Raw genomic sequence first — 14,696 nt, 5'->3', positions numbered from 1 at the left:
CGGTTTCACTCCCATGACACTTGCGTTTCCACGCCGCCGGCCGCCCCACCCGCCCACCAACCCGACGAGAAGGGCAAGCTCCCTGCCGACCACGGTCTACCAGGCGATCGACGCTCTCCCGGCGAACCCCGCGCCCCGCAGCGCGTCGACAGCAATGCGAGCGTCACGCCGCGTAACTGGCGACGCGCGTCAGGCTGCCGCACTGCGGGGGCGCTGCGCCGAACCGGGGTGATCCCGGCCGCCGGTGGCGGCGGGATCACCCCGGTCGTCGGTCGGCCGGGAGGCTAGAGCTGGCCGAGGCTGAACGTCCAGATGCCGCGTCCGTGCGTGGCCACGTACACCGTGTTGTCGGTCGCGGAGTACTCCACGTCCATGCCGACCGTCAGCGGCAGGCCGGCGCCGAGGCGCTGCCAGCCCGTCTGCCCGGCGGCGCGGTAGAACGTGGCCAGGTCGGTGGCGAGCACCAGGGCCCCGTTGGGCAGGATCTTCACCGCGTTGGACGGCACGTCCGGCAGGTTGCCGGTGACGTCGGTCCAGGTGGTGCCGGAGTCCTTGGACTCGAAGACGTGGCCGACGCCGGCGCCGGGGCCTTCGGTGAAGCGGCGGTTGAAGCCGTTGATCGCGACGAACACGTGCGCCGCGTCCGCCGGGTCGACGCCGAAGCCGGAGACGTACCGGTTCGGCACCGTGCCGTCGATCGGCAGGGTGACCTGGTGCCAGCTGCCCGGGTCGTTGACCTTGCCGACCGCGATGCCGCGGGCGAAGCCGGCGTTGTTGCACGGGCCGCACCAGCCCACGTACGCGACGCCGTTGGACACGCTCACCGAGGTGGCCTGGTGCCCGGCGCCCAGGTCGTACACGTTGTTCCAGCCCTTGCCGTTCTGGATCGCGAAGCCCTTGGTGTTGACCCAGATGTGCTGGCCGCCGGCCACCCACACCGAGCTGTTGTGGTCGTCGGCCGCGAACGGCGCGATGAACCGGGCCGGCTCGTCGCCGGGGCTGGCGGTGTACGGCTGGATGTCGCGCGACGTGGACTGGCTGAGCGTGCCGTCGCCGGTGTTGGCGTTGCAGTTCTCGGTGACCCGCATGGCCAGGTTGGTGTACTCCTGGACCTGCTTGCAGCCGTTGGCCGGGTCGGCGAGGGAGTCGCCGCCGTCACCGCCGAAGTTGGAGCCCATCACGGTGTCGTTCGCGCGGAGCACGGACGCGCCGTTGTCCTGCAGGCCGCCGCTGACCACGACGCCGTTCGCGGCCGGGTCCTTGCCGACGGAGACCGAGTAGTACTGCAACGCGTCGATCGTGCCGTCGTTGAGGCTGACCCAGTCGGTCGCGTGCCCCTCGCGGTTGGTCTTGCCGTTGACCGGGCGCTTGAAGACACCGCCGTCGTTGCCCACGTACACCGAGCCGCCGGCCACCGCGACGGAGTGCTGGTCGGAGTGGGTCGTCTTCGGGCAGCCGTTCTTCGCGTCGTAGATGCTCCAGCAGGAGAAGTAGAAGTTCCAGTATGGCCCCACCGTCTTCCACGACGAACCGCCGTCGGTGGTCTCGTACACCTCCTCCAGGCCCAGCCAGACGTGCATCGGGTTGGCCGGGTCGACCTGCAGGAACTGGTTGTACCAGGCCTGGATGCCGGGGCCGTAGCCCTTGCCGCCGACCGACTGCTTGAGCGCCGAGCCGGAGTTCGCGAGCTTCTGCGAGTCGGCGATCTTGCTCCACGGGCCGGCCGGGGAACCGTTGTTCGACACGTACACGCCGCCGAGGTAGCTGTTGACCGTGCCGGAGGCCTTGTTCAGCAGCCGCGGCGACTGGTTGATCGCGTACAGCTTCGAACCGTCACCGGCGAACGCGAACGTCACGTTGCCGATATCGTCGGCCGGGATGGAGCCGGTCGGGTTGACCTTCCTCCAGCCGCCCGCGGTGTAGTCGGCGGTCTCGTAGAAGCCGTTGTACGTGTCGCCGGAGCGCCACGCCGACGCGACGATGACGTGCTTGCCGTTGTGCGGGTCGCCCGCCACGTCGTTGACGATGTTCTTGTACGCGGCGTTCGCCGCGCCCGCCTGGGAGCCGCCCGGCAGGTAGTCCGGGTTCGGCGTGAACTCGAGCTTCCACGCGCCCGCGGCGCTGCCTACCGGGTGCGAGTAAAGGCCGCGGTTGGTCGCGGCCCACACCTTGCCGTCGAAGAAGCGCAGCTTCTTGATCGTGGTGCTCTCCAGCTCGGTCCCGCCGACCCGGTCGGCCGGGCTGAAGGTGCCGGTCCGGGGGCTGGCCAGCCGGTACACGCCGGCGCCGACGTAGCTGGTGCCGCCGGTGTTCGCCTCGCCGGTCGCATACCACAGCGACCCGTCGCCGGCCAGCACCAGGTACCCGCTGGACAGGCTGGGCAGGCCGTCGGCGATCGGGGTCCAGTTGCCGCCGCCGGTGCTGGAGCGCCAGACGCCGCCGTCGGCGCCCGCCGCGTAGACGTAGCCGGCCTCGTCCGCCGCGAGCCCGGTCATCCGGCCGGTGACCGGGCCGGAACCGCCGGAGGAGTTCGACGCGTAGTCTCGGTAGCGCGGGTCGTCCGAGTCGTACTTGAGCTTGGTGATCTCCCGCCAGTTGCCGGCCGTCGACGGCATGGCGGTGAGTTGACTGTACGCCGCGCCGTACGCGCCCGGGGCGACGATCCCGGGGGCGTAGCGGGCCTGGGAGAACTGCTCGGCGATGGTGGCGGCCTCGAAAGCCTCCTCGCCGGCCTCCGCGGGGTCCTCGCCCGCGATCATCTCCGCCCGCTCGCGCGGCTGGAACGGCAGGCCCTCGCCCGGTTCGTGGGCTATGCCGAAAAATTCCTGCAATTCGTGATTGGTCGCGGTGACGGCGGTTAACGCCACCACGACCGCCACGGCGCCCAGGGCGATAGCGCCCTTGCGCCGTCGGGATAGTGCCATCTGTCGGTTCCTCTCCGGCGTTGCGGTGTCGATGAGGAAGCGAGAGAGGCGCCCGCGGCGTTACTCCAGGTCGCGCCCGCTGTTCATGGCGACCCGCCGGCCCGCGGTGTCGCAGGTGTGAGCGGTGGCCAGCCCGCCCGGCTGGCTGCGCCCACACTGCTCCACCCTGATCACAGCCACAGGCAATGCGAAACTCCGTACCGGAGCAGCCGTGCGGTTCTCGGCCGTGGCACACTCAAGCGACGCCCACGACTGGTAGGTGCACATGCGACACGATCAATCAGCGACCCCGCTGCCGAAGATCGACACGACGGTGCCGCATCCCGCCCGCCGCTACGACTACTGGCTGGGCGGGAAAGACAATTTCGCCGCCGACCGGGAGTCCGGAGACGCGGTCGCCGCGGCGTTCCCGACCATCCGGACCGCGATTATCGAGAACCGTGCTTTCCTGCGCAGAGCCGTCACCTTCCTGACCGCGCAGGCGGGCATTCGCCAATTCTTCGACATTGGCACGGGTATCCCGACCAGCCCCAACGTGCATGAGATCGCCCAGAGCATCGCACCGACCGCCCGGGTGGTCTACGTCGACAACGATCCGGTCGTGCTCTCGCATGCACGTGCGCTGATGACCAGCGCACCGGAGGGCGCCACCGCCTACATCGACGCCGACCTCCGCGACCCGAACAAGATCCTCAACGACGCGGACCTGCGTCGTGTGCTGGACATGTCTGCGCCGGTCGCGCTGATGCTGGTCGCGATCCTGCATTTCATCCCGGCGGAGGCCGACCCCTACGGCATCGTCGCCCGACTGGTCGACGCCCTACCTTCGGGCAGCTACCTCGTCATGTCGCACGCGACCTACGACTTCATGCCGCCGGAGGCCATCGCCAAACTCGACGCCGCGGACAGCGGCCAGATCAAGTTCAACCCACGCAGTCGCGACGACTTCGCGCGGTTCTTCGATGGCCTGGAACTGCTGCCTCCAGGGATCGTGTCGATTGCCGAATGGCGAGCCGAGGACGAGCCCGCCCCCCGCCCCACGGCGGCCGAGATGGCCTCACATTGCGCCGTTGCGCGGAAACCCTAGGCCCAGGTCCAGGGATCTCGAACCCGGCCAGCCGGTCCGCCCGGATCTGGGCGAGCTCAGCGGCTGGAACTTCTACGCCGGAGGCGCCCTGGACGAGTCCGACGTGACCGACGACGTGCAGCGGGCGACCGGCACGCCACCGCGCACATTCGCCGCGTGGTGCCAGGCCCACGCCGCCGAGTTCAGCGCGTAGCGCCCGACCGGGCCGCTGTCACGGGCGGATGCCGGTCAGTCCGCCCGCCGATGTGGCGCCGCACGTGCGACTGGCGTACCTATGGGCGGTCATTGCTCGCTTACGCGACCGCGCTGGTCGGCGATCCTCCCGGCAGAGCCCGGCGGCGCGGCGCCGCGCCGCGCCATACGTCGTGTACCGCGGGAATGAGCGTTACGCCACGTCCGGGGTCTCGAACACCGCGGCCGAAACATTGGTGGTGGACGCTCGCGCTGGCTGGATTCCCGGTTGAGCGAGAGGTGGGACATATGGAGCTCCTGGTGGTGACGGCCCAGTTAGCCGATGGGCCGGCGAGCCGGGTGTTGCCCGCCCTGGACCTGCTGGCGCATTCGCGGCGGCTTGTCGGGTATGACGTGCGCGCCTGGGGCTCGGGCCCGGACTTCGACGTGGTGCTGATCGATGCCCGGCGCAAGCTGATCGAGGCCCGCGGGGCATGCCGCATGCTGCGCACGACCGGGCTGCGCGTGCCGATGCTCGCCGTGGTCGAGGAGGCCGGGTTGGTCGGCGTCGGCGTCGACTGGGGCCTCGATGATGTCGTACTGGCAGATGCCGGCCCGGCTGAGGTCGAGTCCAGGCTGCGACTGGCCACCCAGGCGGCCTCGGCAGCGGCCGGTGCGTCTGCCGGCCTGATCAACGCCGGCGCGTTGAGTATCAACCCGGACACCTACGCCGCCAAGCTCAAGGGCCGCTCGCTCGACCTGACGTACAAGGAGTTCGAGCTGCTGAAGTTCCTCGCGCAGCACCCCGGCCGGGTGTTCACCCGTGACCATCTGCTGCGGGAGGTGTGGGGCTACGACTACTTCGGTGGGCACCGCACGGTCGACGTGCACGTGCGGCGGCTCCGCGCGAAGCTCGGCACTGAGTACGAGTCGATGATCGGCACGGTGCGGCAGGTCGGGTACACGCTGGTGCTCCCGCCCCGGGCCGTGATCCAGCCGATCGTCGCCGAGGCGGAGGCCCTGCTGCTGCAGGCCTAGCGGTGCGGGCGGGCGGTGGGCGGCCGACAGCAGCACCTCGCGCCGGCGGTGCCCCCGGCGCAGGACAGCCGCTGTCAGGCCGGCCACCGGCACCGCCGTGTCGCCTAGCGCTGCAGGGTCAGCACGCCCGGCCGGTACGGCAGGCGGTCGTAGTCCGTCCCGTCGGAGCTGGGGCTGCGGCCCTGGTAGAGCATTTTCAGGTTGCAGGGGTCGACGGTCTTGGTCTGGTCGGGGTTGGTGCGGACGAGGTCGCCGTGGCTGATGTCGTTGGTCCAGGTTGCGCCGCTGTTGGCCTTGCCCGCGAAGGGGCTGCTCTCGGTGGCGGCGTTCGGGGTCCAGGTGCCGGAGAGGCTGGTGGCGGTGAACGAGCGGAAGTAGCGGCCGTTCGCGCCCATGGCCTCGACGAGCATGAGGTACTGGCTCTGGCCCTGGATCTTGTACACCTCGACCGCCTCGAACAGGTTGGCCCGCGTGTCGCTCATGATCGTGGTGTAGTTCGAGCCGAAGCTGCCGGGGAAGTTCCCGATCGGCATGCCGGCCCGGTAGATGTTGCCGTTGTCCCCGGCGAAGAACAGGTACATGTTCGTGCTGTCGCCGATGACGGTCTGGTCGATCGGGGCCCCGCTGGGAAAGCTGCCCGAGAACAGCGTCTGCGGCGCCGACCAGCCGTTCACGTTCGCCGGGTCGCTCGACGTGCGGTAGGAGAACGCCGGGCCGCCCCACTGGTACGCGAGCACCCAGGTCTTCTTCGGGGCGAAGTAGAACAGCGTCGGGGCGACGGCGGCGAACGGCATCGCGTTCTGCCGGGCCGCGGTCATGTCGGACCAGTTCGTGAAGGGGCTGAAGTTCATCGAGCCGTATGTCGATCCGGTGTCGTGGGCGCTGGCGTAGACGATGTGCTGGCCGTTGTACACCACATTGGTGAAGTCCTTGAGCGCGACCCAGCCCGCCTTGGGGGTGGCCAGCGGGCCGGTCGACGTCCACCGGTACGTCGAGGGCAGCGCGCAGGTGCCGGTGCTGCCCCCGTCGACCCGGCCGAGACCGCTCGACGCTGACGCGCTGGGCCTCGTCCGGGCCGACGGTCCGGCGCTCGCGGCGGCCGCCGGCGCCGGCGACAGCGACCCGGTGTCGGTCGGGGTTGTGCCGGCGGCCACCGCGCTCGAGGCATCGTCGGCAGCCGGTCGGGGCGAACTGCCTGCGCAGCCGGCGGCGGCCACCAGCACGGCCGCCGACACGGCGGTCGTGAACGCGGGCCGCCACCGGCGGCGCAGGTGCGAGGGGAGCATGTCCAGGTTCTCCTTCAGCCGTTCCCGGTCGACTCGACCACCTTCAGTGGTTCGCGGGGACGGAAAGGCTGCCCGGACACGCAAGAATCGCGCAGGGTGACGGGACACATCCCCCGGACACATCGTTGCTGGTCTATGCGCGTCGGCGTAGGAAGGACTCGACGGCGGCGCGTACCTCCGGCGCGGAGGAAGACCGCGCCGACCCCGCGCCCGCGCGGCAGTTTCACCGCCGCCGACAGGTCGTCGTCGTAGCGCGGATCGACCGGCACCCCCGCGGAGGCCTGCGACGCGCCGTAGCCGTTCAGGTCGATCGAGAAGGCGAGGTAGCCGAGGTCGGCGAGGACCCGTGCACGCGGGCCGGGGCCGCGGGCGTGTGCCCGCGGCCCCGGATATCGTGCTTGTCGCTCAGGCCATACCGTCGGCGACCGACTTCGAGACGCCCGTCTGGGCGGCTACCGTCGTCACCTGGACGAGTTCGTCGCCCGCGGCGGCCGTTGTGTCGGCGCGCTGGCCGTGGACGTCGGTGTTCACCGACGCGGACTGGGCGCCCTTCGCGTGCTCCGCCTTCGCCTGGTCGAGCACGTTGGCGAGGGCGCCCGCCGGGCCGACGTCGCCGAACGCGCCCGCCGAGACGAGCGTGCCGTTCACGGTCTGGCCGGCCGTGTCCGCCTGCGCGCTGGCCTGGCGGCTGGTCCGGCCGCCCTGCCGCAGGGTCTCGGTGTCGTACGACATGTCCGCCACGACGGCCTCCTCGTCAGTCCTCGCCCAGCACGCGCGGGCCGGCTTGGTCCAGGTTCGCCGACCATACATCGTCCTCGACGAGCCATTCCGGGCGCTTGCGCTGCTTGTCCTTGCGCTCGTCGCCGTGGCCCGCCTGGGTCGGGGGCAGGTACGCCCCGCGGCCGCCCTGGCCCGCCGCCCCGCCCGCACGGCCACCGGCCGCCTCGAGCGGCTCGCCCGGCAGGCGCCCGGCGCGGCCGCGTACGGCCCCGCCCGTGCGTCCCCCGGCCGCCGCGGTGGCGCCCGAGCCCGGGTACAGCAGCGACTCCTCCGCCACGCCGCCCATGCCCCGGCCGCCACCGGCCCGGCCCAGCCGTCCGGCGCGGCCGTTGAGCAGCGCCTCCTCCTGGGCCGACCCGCCGCCGGAGCGTGCGGTGGCCCGGGCCCGGCTGGTCCAGGTCGACTCCGGCTCGGTGACGAGCGACTTGCGGACGCTGCCGCGGCGCCCGTCGAGGCCGCCCGTCTGGCCGCCGGCCGACATCGGGGGCACGAACGGCCGGCCGCCCTGGCTGGCCTCCTTCAGCGCCAGCTGCTCGGCCGCGTAGGCCTTGGCCGCCATGCGGTCCGCGGCCTGCTGACGCAGCTGGTTGGAGGCCGGGTTGTTCGGGTCGAGGCTCGGCGGGACCAGCCCGCCGTACATGCCCGCGAGGCCGGTGGTGCCGCCGCCGCCCCCGCCGCCCCCCGCCAGCGGCGGGGTGAGCGAGAGGTTGCCGCCGCCGAGGAGGCCGGTCGAGGGGTTGCCCCCGTCGAGGCCCTCCAGCCGCGACGCGTACTGCTCCACGTCGCCGAACGGCTTGCCGGTGACCGGGTCGATCCAGCGGCCGGTGGTCGGGTCGAACTCCTGGCCGGTCGCCGGGTCGATCAGGTATCCGGTGCGCGGGTCCTTGACCCAGCCGCCGAAGTCGCCGTCTTCCGGGCCGAGCACCGAGCTGCCGGGGTAGGTGCCGGAGCCGACCTGGGAGCCGTTGCCGGTGGTGATGGTACCGCCGGAGACGGAGCCGATGAAGGCGCCGGTCGAGCCGCCGTTGCCGTCGCCGCCGCCGGTCGACATCGGCTGGGCGGAGCCGTTTGAGCCGCCGGACCCGCCGCCGGATCCGGAGCCGCCGGTGTCGGAGCCACCGCCGCCGGCCCGGGTGGGGGCGGCGTCGAGCGAGCCCGGCTTGAACGCGTCGTAGGCCGTGGACCACTTCTCGATCTCGCCGTTGAGCACCGCGGCGGCCTGGGCCTCGCGGCGGTTCATGGCGTTGACCTTGCCCATCGACAGGGCGTCCTCCGGACCGAGGATCCGGTCGACGTCCTGGCTGAAGGAGTAGTCCTCCTCGTACATCGTGATCTGGGCGTTGCTGCCGGTGGTGGACGCCTTCGACAGGCCGCCCGCCACCTGGTCGGCGTAGCCGCCGACGTTCGTCATCCACTTCGCCAGCGGGGCCGCACGGTCGCCGAAGTTCTGGTACGGCTCGCCGTACTGCGCGGTGACGTCGTCCGCGGTGCCCTGCAGGTGCCCGGAGGCGCCGCGCACCGCCTCGGCGAAGTTGCGCCAGGTCGTCGCGACCGACTCGATCGTGTACGGCTGGCCGCTCTCGAGCTTTTCCTTGGCTGTCCAGTAATCGTAGTTGGCCATGATCGCTCCGGGTTATTCGGCGCGGGAGTGGCCGCGGCGCGCCGCGGCCTGGGTGGCCGGATCAACGTCGTGCGCCAGCTGCGCCGCGGCGAGCGTGCGGCTGGCGAGGTCGGAGAGGTCGAGGCCGACCTTCTCCAGCTCGCCGAGCATCGCGTGCGTCGCCTCGTACAGCCGCGAGTAGGCCGCCTGCCCGCCGGGGATCTGGCCGACCGCCGCGCTGGGCAGCAGGTTGTCGACCAGTTGCTGGCGCAGGTCGGCCGGCGCCTGGTTCTTCCGAAGGTCGGCGGCGGCCTTCTCCAGCCGCAGCGGGTCGAAGACCTGCCGACCGTTGTCGGTCCATCCGTACGCGTCGCCCACCGTCATTCCCTCCAGAGGCGCCGTGACCAGCGGGCCGGGTGGTTGACCCGGCCCGTCCTGCCCGTGTTCAGCCGGCGATGACCCGGCTCATCTGCTGGTTGGTGTCGGCCGAGATCGACGCGACGTTGTTCACCGCGACCTGCTGCGAGTTGAGGTCGGCCGTGTACTGCGCCGTGCGCTGGTGGTAGCGCGCGGTGCGGTCCTCCAGGGAGGAGCCCGTCAGCGCGTCGAGCGCCTCGGACACGACCCCGGTCAGCTTGCTGCGCACGCCTTCCCAGATGCGGTCCCAGTCGGCCTGGGAGTTCTTGGTGACGGATGCGATGCTGACGATGTCTTCGTTCTTGAACTCGATGTAGCCGTTGCCGCTCATACGATGACCCTCTCTCTCACATTCCGTTGGCGACCGACGAGCCGACGCCGGCCTTCGCGGCCTGCGTGGCCTGGTCGGACCCGGACTCCGCGGTGGCCCGCAGGGCGGCCAGGTCGTTCTGCAGCTCGGTCAGCGTCTCGGACAGCGCCTTACCGCCACCGCCGAGGCCGGAGAACGTCGACGAGGTGATCTGCCCCGCCGGCGCCTTCATCGCGGCCTCGCTGAGCCCCGCCTGAGCGAGGATCTTCTGAGTCACGCCCTCCATCTCGGAGACCGCCTGGTTCACGACGCTCTCCGCGGACAGAACGGCCGCCAGATCAATCTTCACACCGGACACTTCGCACCCTCCTCAAGGTGGTGGTTCGTTCAGCTCGCCGGTTTGTCCTCCAGCACCCCGCAGGACTCGGTGAAGTGGTCCTCGGCCGTACGGAGTGCGATGTACACGGGGATCACCTTGGAGTCGTCCTTGGCCTTGGAGGCCGCGATCGCGGCGTCGATGGCGGCGTCCGCGTCGGCCATGTCCTGGTAGACCACGTAGCTCGCGGGGACCTTCTGGCTCTTCAGCCGGGACCGGGAGTCCTCGATGCCGCCCTTGTAGGTGGGCAGCAGGCCTACCCCTTCCGCCCAGACGTCGTCGGGCACCTTCTGACCCTTCGTCACGTACGGCACCTGGTTGTTACCCCAGGACGCCCCGACGAAGTGGATCGCGACCTGGGCATACCCGCAGGTCGAGTTCGACACCGCGGCGACGCCCGCCGGGCGGGTCAGATTGCGTGACGGCGGCTTGGTGTAGCTCGCCGACGGCGGCCCCGAGGTGGTCGGCGCGGCCGTCGTTGCGGGCGCCGCGGGACTGCCGGGAGCCGAGGTCGCGGGGCTGCCCACCTGCGGGTCCTTCGAGTCCGAGCAGGCGGCGACGAGTGCAAGCACCGCCACCGCGCCGGCTGCGGCACGAATGCCCCGCGCGGTTGAACGCTCCTTCATGACCTTGAACACCAGGCTCCCCCGTCGGATACCTTCATCAATATATCGGTCCTGGCAACCTTTGTCCGTCCAGAAGACTCATTCCGCGTCGGGACGGGCGTCGAGCCGGGCCAGCTGGACGGGGACCGACCCGTAGCGGCGGTGCACCAGGGTGCCGCGCCCCGGCGGCAGCGGCGCCGGCCGCACGCCGAACATCGGCGCCTCGTCGCGCGGGGCGCTGAGCACCACCGCCGGGTAGCTCAGCTCGCGCATCGCGCCGAGGAACGGGTCCATCAGGGCCCGGGCGGCGCCGCCGGCCCGGCGGGCGACGTACGGGTACATGCCGATGTCGCGGGCCTGGGCCATGAAGGGCAGCAGCGGCAGCAGCGGGTTGCTGCCGGCCGTCACCAGCTCGTAGTCGTCGACGACGACGTACACGTCGGGCCCGGTCCACCAGGTGCGGTTGCGCAGCTGCTGCGGGGTGACGTCGGCGCCGGGCAGCCGCTTGGTGAAGCCCTCGACCAGGCCGGCGACGAGCTCCTCGGCCTGCGTCTGGTTGGCCGCGTAGCCCAGCAGCGACTCGCCCTCGAACTCGCCGAGCATGGTGCGCCGGTAGTCGAACAGGATCACCTTGGCCTGCTTGGGCTCGAAGGTGTCGACCACCTGCCGGGCCACCATCCGCAGCGTCGAGGTCTTGCCGCACTCGGCGTCGCCGAACACGACCAGGCCCGGCTCGCGCCAGTCGAACTCGACCGGGCGCAGCCGCCGGCCCTCCAGGCCGAGGACCATGCCCTGCTCCTTGGACTCCTTGGGCAGGTCCGCGAACTCGACGAGATGCGGCAGCAGCCGCACGGGCGGCGCCGACGGGCCGTCCCAGTAGTCGGTGACGGCCTGCACGAGCCCGTTGACGCCGGTGGACAGGTCGTCGGCCTGGCGACGGCGGTCTATTCGCGGTACCGCCGCCAAGAACTGCATCTTGTCGGAGCTCACGCCCCGGCCCGGCCGGTCGCCCGGCACCGTCAGCTGCGCCTTGCGGTCGATCTCGGAGTCGAGCGCGTCGCCGAGCTTGAGCTCGAGCTTGGTGCCGATCAGGTCGCGCAGGCCGAAGCGCAGGTCGAGCCAGCGGTTCGCGGTCAGCATCAGGTGCACGCCGTAGGTCAGCGACCGGGCGGCCAGGCTGATCAGCGACGTCTCGACGTCCTCGTAGTCCTGCCGCACCACCGACCAGCCGTCGACGACGAGGAACACGTCGCCGAAGCGGTCGTCGTCGACGGTGCCGGCCTCGCGCAGCCGCCGGTAGTCGGCCATCGTGTCCACGCCCAGCTCCCGGAACCGCCGCTCGCGGTCCTCGATGACGGCGGTGACCTCGGCGACGATCCGGCGGGCGACCTCGGCCTCCTGCCGGCCCGCGACCCCGCCGACGTGCGGCAGGCCGGACAGCCCGAACAGGGTGCCGGAGAAGTCCAGGGCGTAGAACTGCACCTCGGCCGGGGTGTGCCGCAGCGCGAGCGCGCAGATCAGGGTGCGCAGCAGGGTGGACTTGCCCGAGCGCGGGCCGCCGACGATCGCCGCGTGCCCGCCGGAGCCGGCCAGGTCGACCCACATCGGGTCGCGTCGCTGGTAGAAGGGCCGGTCCACGATGGCCACCGGCACCCGCAGCGGCGGCGAGAGCGGGTCGGCGCCGTAGCCGCGGCCGGGGCGCACGCGCAGGTCGGGCACGAGCGTGTCGAGGGTGTCGGGCGCGCCCAGCGGCGGCAGCCAGACCCGGTGGGCCGGCGTGCCCTGCCCGGTGAGCTGGCCGACCATGGTGGAGAGGATGGTCCGGCCGCCGGCCTCCGCCTCCGCGAGGTTGATCGTCTCCGTCGTGTCCTCGGAGCTCGAGCCGGGCCAGGGCACGGTGGTACCCGGGGCCGCCGGCGGGCTCGGCTGGTACTCGGCCCGGAACGCCCGCACCTCGAGCCCGCCGGCCAGCAGCTGGTCGCCGACCTGCTCCTGGCTGCCGTACGGCCCCGACACGTAGGCCGCGCGGAAGCGGCGCAGGTTGGCCGACTCGCCGCGCATGTACCCGTGCCCGGGCGCGCTGGGCAGGCTGAACGCGTCGGGCACGCCGAGCACGGTGCGGCTCTCCTGCTCGGTGAACGTGCGCAGGCAGATGCGGTACGACAAATTCGCTTCGAGCCCGCGCAGCCGCCCCTCGTCGAGCCGCTGCGAGGCCAGCAGCAGGTGCAGGCCCAGCGACCGGCCGAGCCGGCCGATCTGGGCGAACAGGTCGGCGAAGTCCGGCTTCTGCGACAGCAGCTCGGAGAACTCGTCGACGACGATGAACAGGCTCGGCAGCGGCGGCAGGTCGGCGCCGCGCTGGCGGGCCCGGTCGTAGTCGCGCACCGAGACGAGGTTGCCGGCCGCGCGCAGGATCTCCTGCCGCCGGTTCATCTCGCCCGACAGCGCCTCCTGCATGCGGTCGACGAGCGCGAGGTCGTCCTGCAGGTTGGTGATGACCGCGGCGACGTGCGGCAGCGTGGCCATGCCGGCGAAGGTGGCGCCGCCCTTGAAGTCGACAAGCACCAGGTTGAGCTGCTCGGGCGCGTGCGTCGAGGCCAGCGCCAGCACCAGGGTGCGCAGCAGCTCCGACTTGCCCGAGCCGGTGGCCCCGATGAGCAGGCCGTGCGGGCCCATGCCGTCGTACGCGGACTCCTTGATGTCCAGCTCCAGCACCGCGCCGTCGGCGGCGATGCCGATCGGGGCCCGCAGCCGGTCGCGCAGGGGCCGCGGCGCCCACAGCGCCGGCAGGTTGAGCTGGCCCGGGTCGTCGATGTCGAGCAGCCCCGGCAGCGTCTGGTCCACAGTGGACAGGTCCTCGGCCTGCGCGGTGGCCACGTCGAGGCGGAACTCGGCGATCTGCTGGGCGAGGGACTCGGCCACGGCGGGCCGCAGCACGTCGGGCCGGCCGAGCGGGGTCAGGCTGGTGCCGACCCGGGTGTCGAGCCGCCCGTCGGCGACGACCAGCTCGACGCCGTGGCCGCGGACCAGCTCGGCGGTGCGCCCGTCGAGGTCGACGACGGTCGCCGCCTGCAGCCCGTCGGGGTTGAGCAGCAGCTCCAGGCCCGTGGTCAGGCCGCCGTCGAGCACGATCAGCAGGTGCGGCACGTCGGGGTCGGCCGCGGCGTGCCGGTTGAACCCGGGCCGGTTGGCCAGCTCGTCCTCGAGCCAGTCCTCCAGCGCGGCCAGCGACGGGTTGACCAGCCGCACCGGGCCGGCGTGGTCGACCTCGGTGCGGTGCTGGGCGTGCGGCAGCCACTTCACCCACGACCAGCCCGACGCGTCGGCGTCGGCGGTGCAGACGACGACCCGCAGGTCGGTCGGGGCGTGCCAGGTGACCGCCTGGGCGACCAGGGCCCGGGCGAGCGTGCGGGCCTCGTCGCGGTCGCCGGAGAGCGCCACGGCGGCGTACCGGCGCAGGGACAGCTGCACCGGCAGGCCGGGCACGGCCGAGTGGCTCGCGATGAACCGGCGCAGGGCCAGCGCGCACAACGGGTCGAGGTCCTCGACCGGGCCGGTCTCGCCGGGCACCAGCTGGGTGGCCAGGAACTGCGGGCCCAGGCCGAGCCGCAGCCAGCCGAAGTCGGGGTCCAGCGGGCGCCGCTCCCACAGCCGCGGGCTCGCCGCGGCCGCCCACAGCTGGTCGGGCGTGGGCGCGACCCAGCCGGCGGCCTCGCGCTGCGCGTCGGCGGTGCGCCGCACCCGCTCCCGCATCCGGGTCAGGTAGCGCAGGTAGTCGCGGCGGTTGTTCTCCGCGTCGGCGCGGGCGGTGGCCCGGGCCCGCAGCAGCGAGCCGGCCACCATGGCCAGCGAGGAGAACAGGAAGAACGAGCCGGCGACGTACGTGATCGGGTTGGGCGGTGCGGCGAAGAGGTACGCCACCGAACCGAGGCCCGACAGTGCGGGCAGCGCGGTCAGCCAGACGTTGCCGGAGTCCGCCCGGTGGACCTCGGGCGGCGGTTGCAGCAGTACCTCACCCTCCGGCACGCTCGGCCGCGGAACCCGGGGCGGGCGGCGGAACGCGGTGGTGGGCAACTCAGAACCCCCGTGTGACGTAATGTGA

General features: G+C 72.0%; 12 protein-coding genes. 3 read left to right on the top strand and 9 right to left on the bottom strand.

Annotation, left to right across the window (positions count from 1 at the left end; genetic code table 11):
• Window positions 1-284 precede the first annotated feature (284 nt).
• Window positions 285-2,924, bottom strand: coding sequence for a glycosyl hydrolase (locus tag ACPPVO_RS19620; RefSeq protein ID WP_426512644.1), 2,640 nt, complete (start codon window positions 2,922-2,924; stop codon window positions 285-287).
• A 265-nt stretch (window positions 2,925-3,189) separates the two neighbouring features.
• Here ACPPVO_RS19620 and ACPPVO_RS19615 point away from each other — a divergent pair, with 265 nt between their 5' ends.
• The 3 genes from ACPPVO_RS19615 to ACPPVO_RS19605 all read left to right on the top strand — a co-directional run bounded on the left by ACPPVO_RS19615 (window position 3,190) and on the right by ACPPVO_RS19605 (window position 5,220).
• Window positions 3,190-4,011 (top strand): SAM-dependent methyltransferase, encoded by an 822-nt coding sequence (locus ACPPVO_RS19615; RefSeq protein WP_426512643.1) that lies wholly within the window; start codon window positions 3,190-3,192, stop codon window positions 4,009-4,011.
• Window positions 3,995-4,204: a hypothetical protein gene (locus ACPPVO_RS19610; protein WP_426512642.1), complete on the top strand. Its 210-nt coding sequence runs from the start codon at window positions 3,995-3,997 to the stop codon at window positions 4,202-4,204. Before ACPPVO_RS19615 ends, ACPPVO_RS19610 begins: the two co-directional genes overlap by 17 nt.
• A gap of 287 nt (window positions 4,205-4,491) precedes the next feature.
• Complete coding sequence (locus ACPPVO_RS19605) at window positions 4,492-5,220, top strand: winged helix-turn-helix transcriptional regulator (RefSeq protein WP_426512641.1); 729 nt, start codon at window positions 4,492-4,494, stop codon at window positions 5,218-5,220.
• A 104-nt stretch (window positions 5,221-5,324) separates the two neighbouring features.
• On the opposite strand, the gene ACPPVO_RS19600 is transcribed toward ACPPVO_RS19605, so the two are convergent.
• The 8 genes from ACPPVO_RS19600 to eccCa all read right to left on the bottom strand — a co-directional run bounded on the left by ACPPVO_RS19600 (window position 5,325) and on the right by eccCa (window position 14,668).
• On the bottom strand, window positions 5,325-6,506 hold the full coding sequence (locus ACPPVO_RS19600; RefSeq protein WP_426512640.1) for a non-reducing end alpha-L-arabinofuranosidase family hydrolase: 1,182 nt from the start codon (window positions 6,504-6,506) through the stop codon (window positions 5,325-5,327).
• A gap of 405 nt (window positions 6,507-6,911) precedes the next feature.
• The gene (locus tag ACPPVO_RS19595; RefSeq protein ID WP_426512639.1) at window positions 6,912-7,247 is read right to left on the bottom strand and encodes a hypothetical protein; all 336 of its coding nucleotides are present in this window, start codon (window positions 7,245-7,247) and stop codon (window positions 6,912-6,914) included.
• A 13-nt stretch (window positions 7,248-7,260) separates the two neighbouring features.
• Complete coding sequence (locus tag ACPPVO_RS19590) at window positions 7,261-8,907, bottom strand: hypothetical protein (protein ID WP_426512638.1); 1,647 nt, start codon at window positions 8,905-8,907, stop codon at window positions 7,261-7,263.
• Between the two features lie 12 nt (window positions 8,908-8,919).
• Window positions 8,920-9,264, bottom strand: coding sequence for a hypothetical protein (locus tag ACPPVO_RS19585; protein ID WP_360384486.1), 345 nt, complete (start codon window positions 9,262-9,264; stop codon window positions 8,920-8,922).
• Window positions 9,265-9,331: 67 nt separating this feature from the next.
• Window positions 9,332-9,634, bottom strand: coding sequence for a hypothetical protein (locus tag ACPPVO_RS19580; RefSeq protein ID WP_426512637.1), 303 nt, complete (start codon window positions 9,632-9,634; stop codon window positions 9,332-9,334).
• Between the two features lie 16 nt (window positions 9,635-9,650).
• Window positions 9,651-9,962, bottom strand: coding sequence for a hypothetical protein (locus tag ACPPVO_RS19575; protein ID WP_360384482.1), 312 nt, complete (start codon window positions 9,960-9,962; stop codon window positions 9,651-9,653).
• Window positions 9,963-10,000: 38 nt separating this feature from the next.
• A complete protein-coding gene (locus ACPPVO_RS19570; protein WP_426512636.1) occupies window positions 10,001-10,615 on the bottom strand; it encodes a hypothetical protein in 615 nt (204 codons plus the stop codon).
• Between the two features lie 78 nt (window positions 10,616-10,693).
• Entirely contained in the window at window positions 10,694-14,668 is a 3,975-nt protein-coding gene (gene eccCa, locus ACPPVO_RS19565; RefSeq protein ID WP_426512635.1) for a type VII secretion protein EccCa, read from the bottom strand.
• Between the last annotated feature and the right edge of the window lie 28 nt (window positions 14,669-14,696).

The organism is Dactylosporangium sp. McL0621 (assembly GCF_049995355.1).
Classification (GTDB): domain Bacteria; phylum Actinomycetota; class Actinomycetes; order Mycobacteriales; family Micromonosporaceae; genus Dactylosporangium.
The sequence above is the reverse complement of the archived record's forward strand: the minus strand, read 5'-3'. Positions and strand labels throughout refer to the sequence as shown.

Excerpts from the sequence above, each read along its gene's own strand:
- ACPPVO_RS19620 (WP_426512644.1), bottom strand. The coding sequence starts at position 2,924 with ATGGCACTATCCCGACGGCGCAAGGGCGCTATCGCCCTGGGCGCCGTG.
- ACPPVO_RS19615 (WP_426512643.1), top strand. The coding sequence starts at position 3,190 with ATGCGACACGATCAATCAGCGACCCCGCTGCCGAAGATCGACACGACG.
- ACPPVO_RS19605 (WP_426512641.1), top strand. The coding sequence starts at position 4,492 with ATGGAGCTCCTGGTGGTGACGGCCCAGTTAGCCGATGGGCCGGCGAGC.
- ACPPVO_RS19600 (WP_426512640.1), bottom strand. The coding sequence starts at position 6,506 with ATGCTCCCCTCGCACCTGCGCCGCCGGTGGCGGCCCGCGTTCACGACC.
- ACPPVO_RS19590 (WP_426512638.1), bottom strand. The coding sequence starts at position 8,907 with ATGGCCAACTACGATTACTGGACAGCCAAGGAAAAGCTCGAGAGCGGC.
- ACPPVO_RS19580 (WP_426512637.1), bottom strand. The coding sequence starts at position 9,634 with ATGAGCGGCAACGGCTACATCGAGTTCAAGAACGAAGACATCGTCAGC.
- ACPPVO_RS19570 (WP_426512636.1), bottom strand. The coding sequence starts at position 10,615 with ATGAAGGAGCGTTCAACCGCGCGGGGCATTCGTGCCGCAGCCGGCGCG.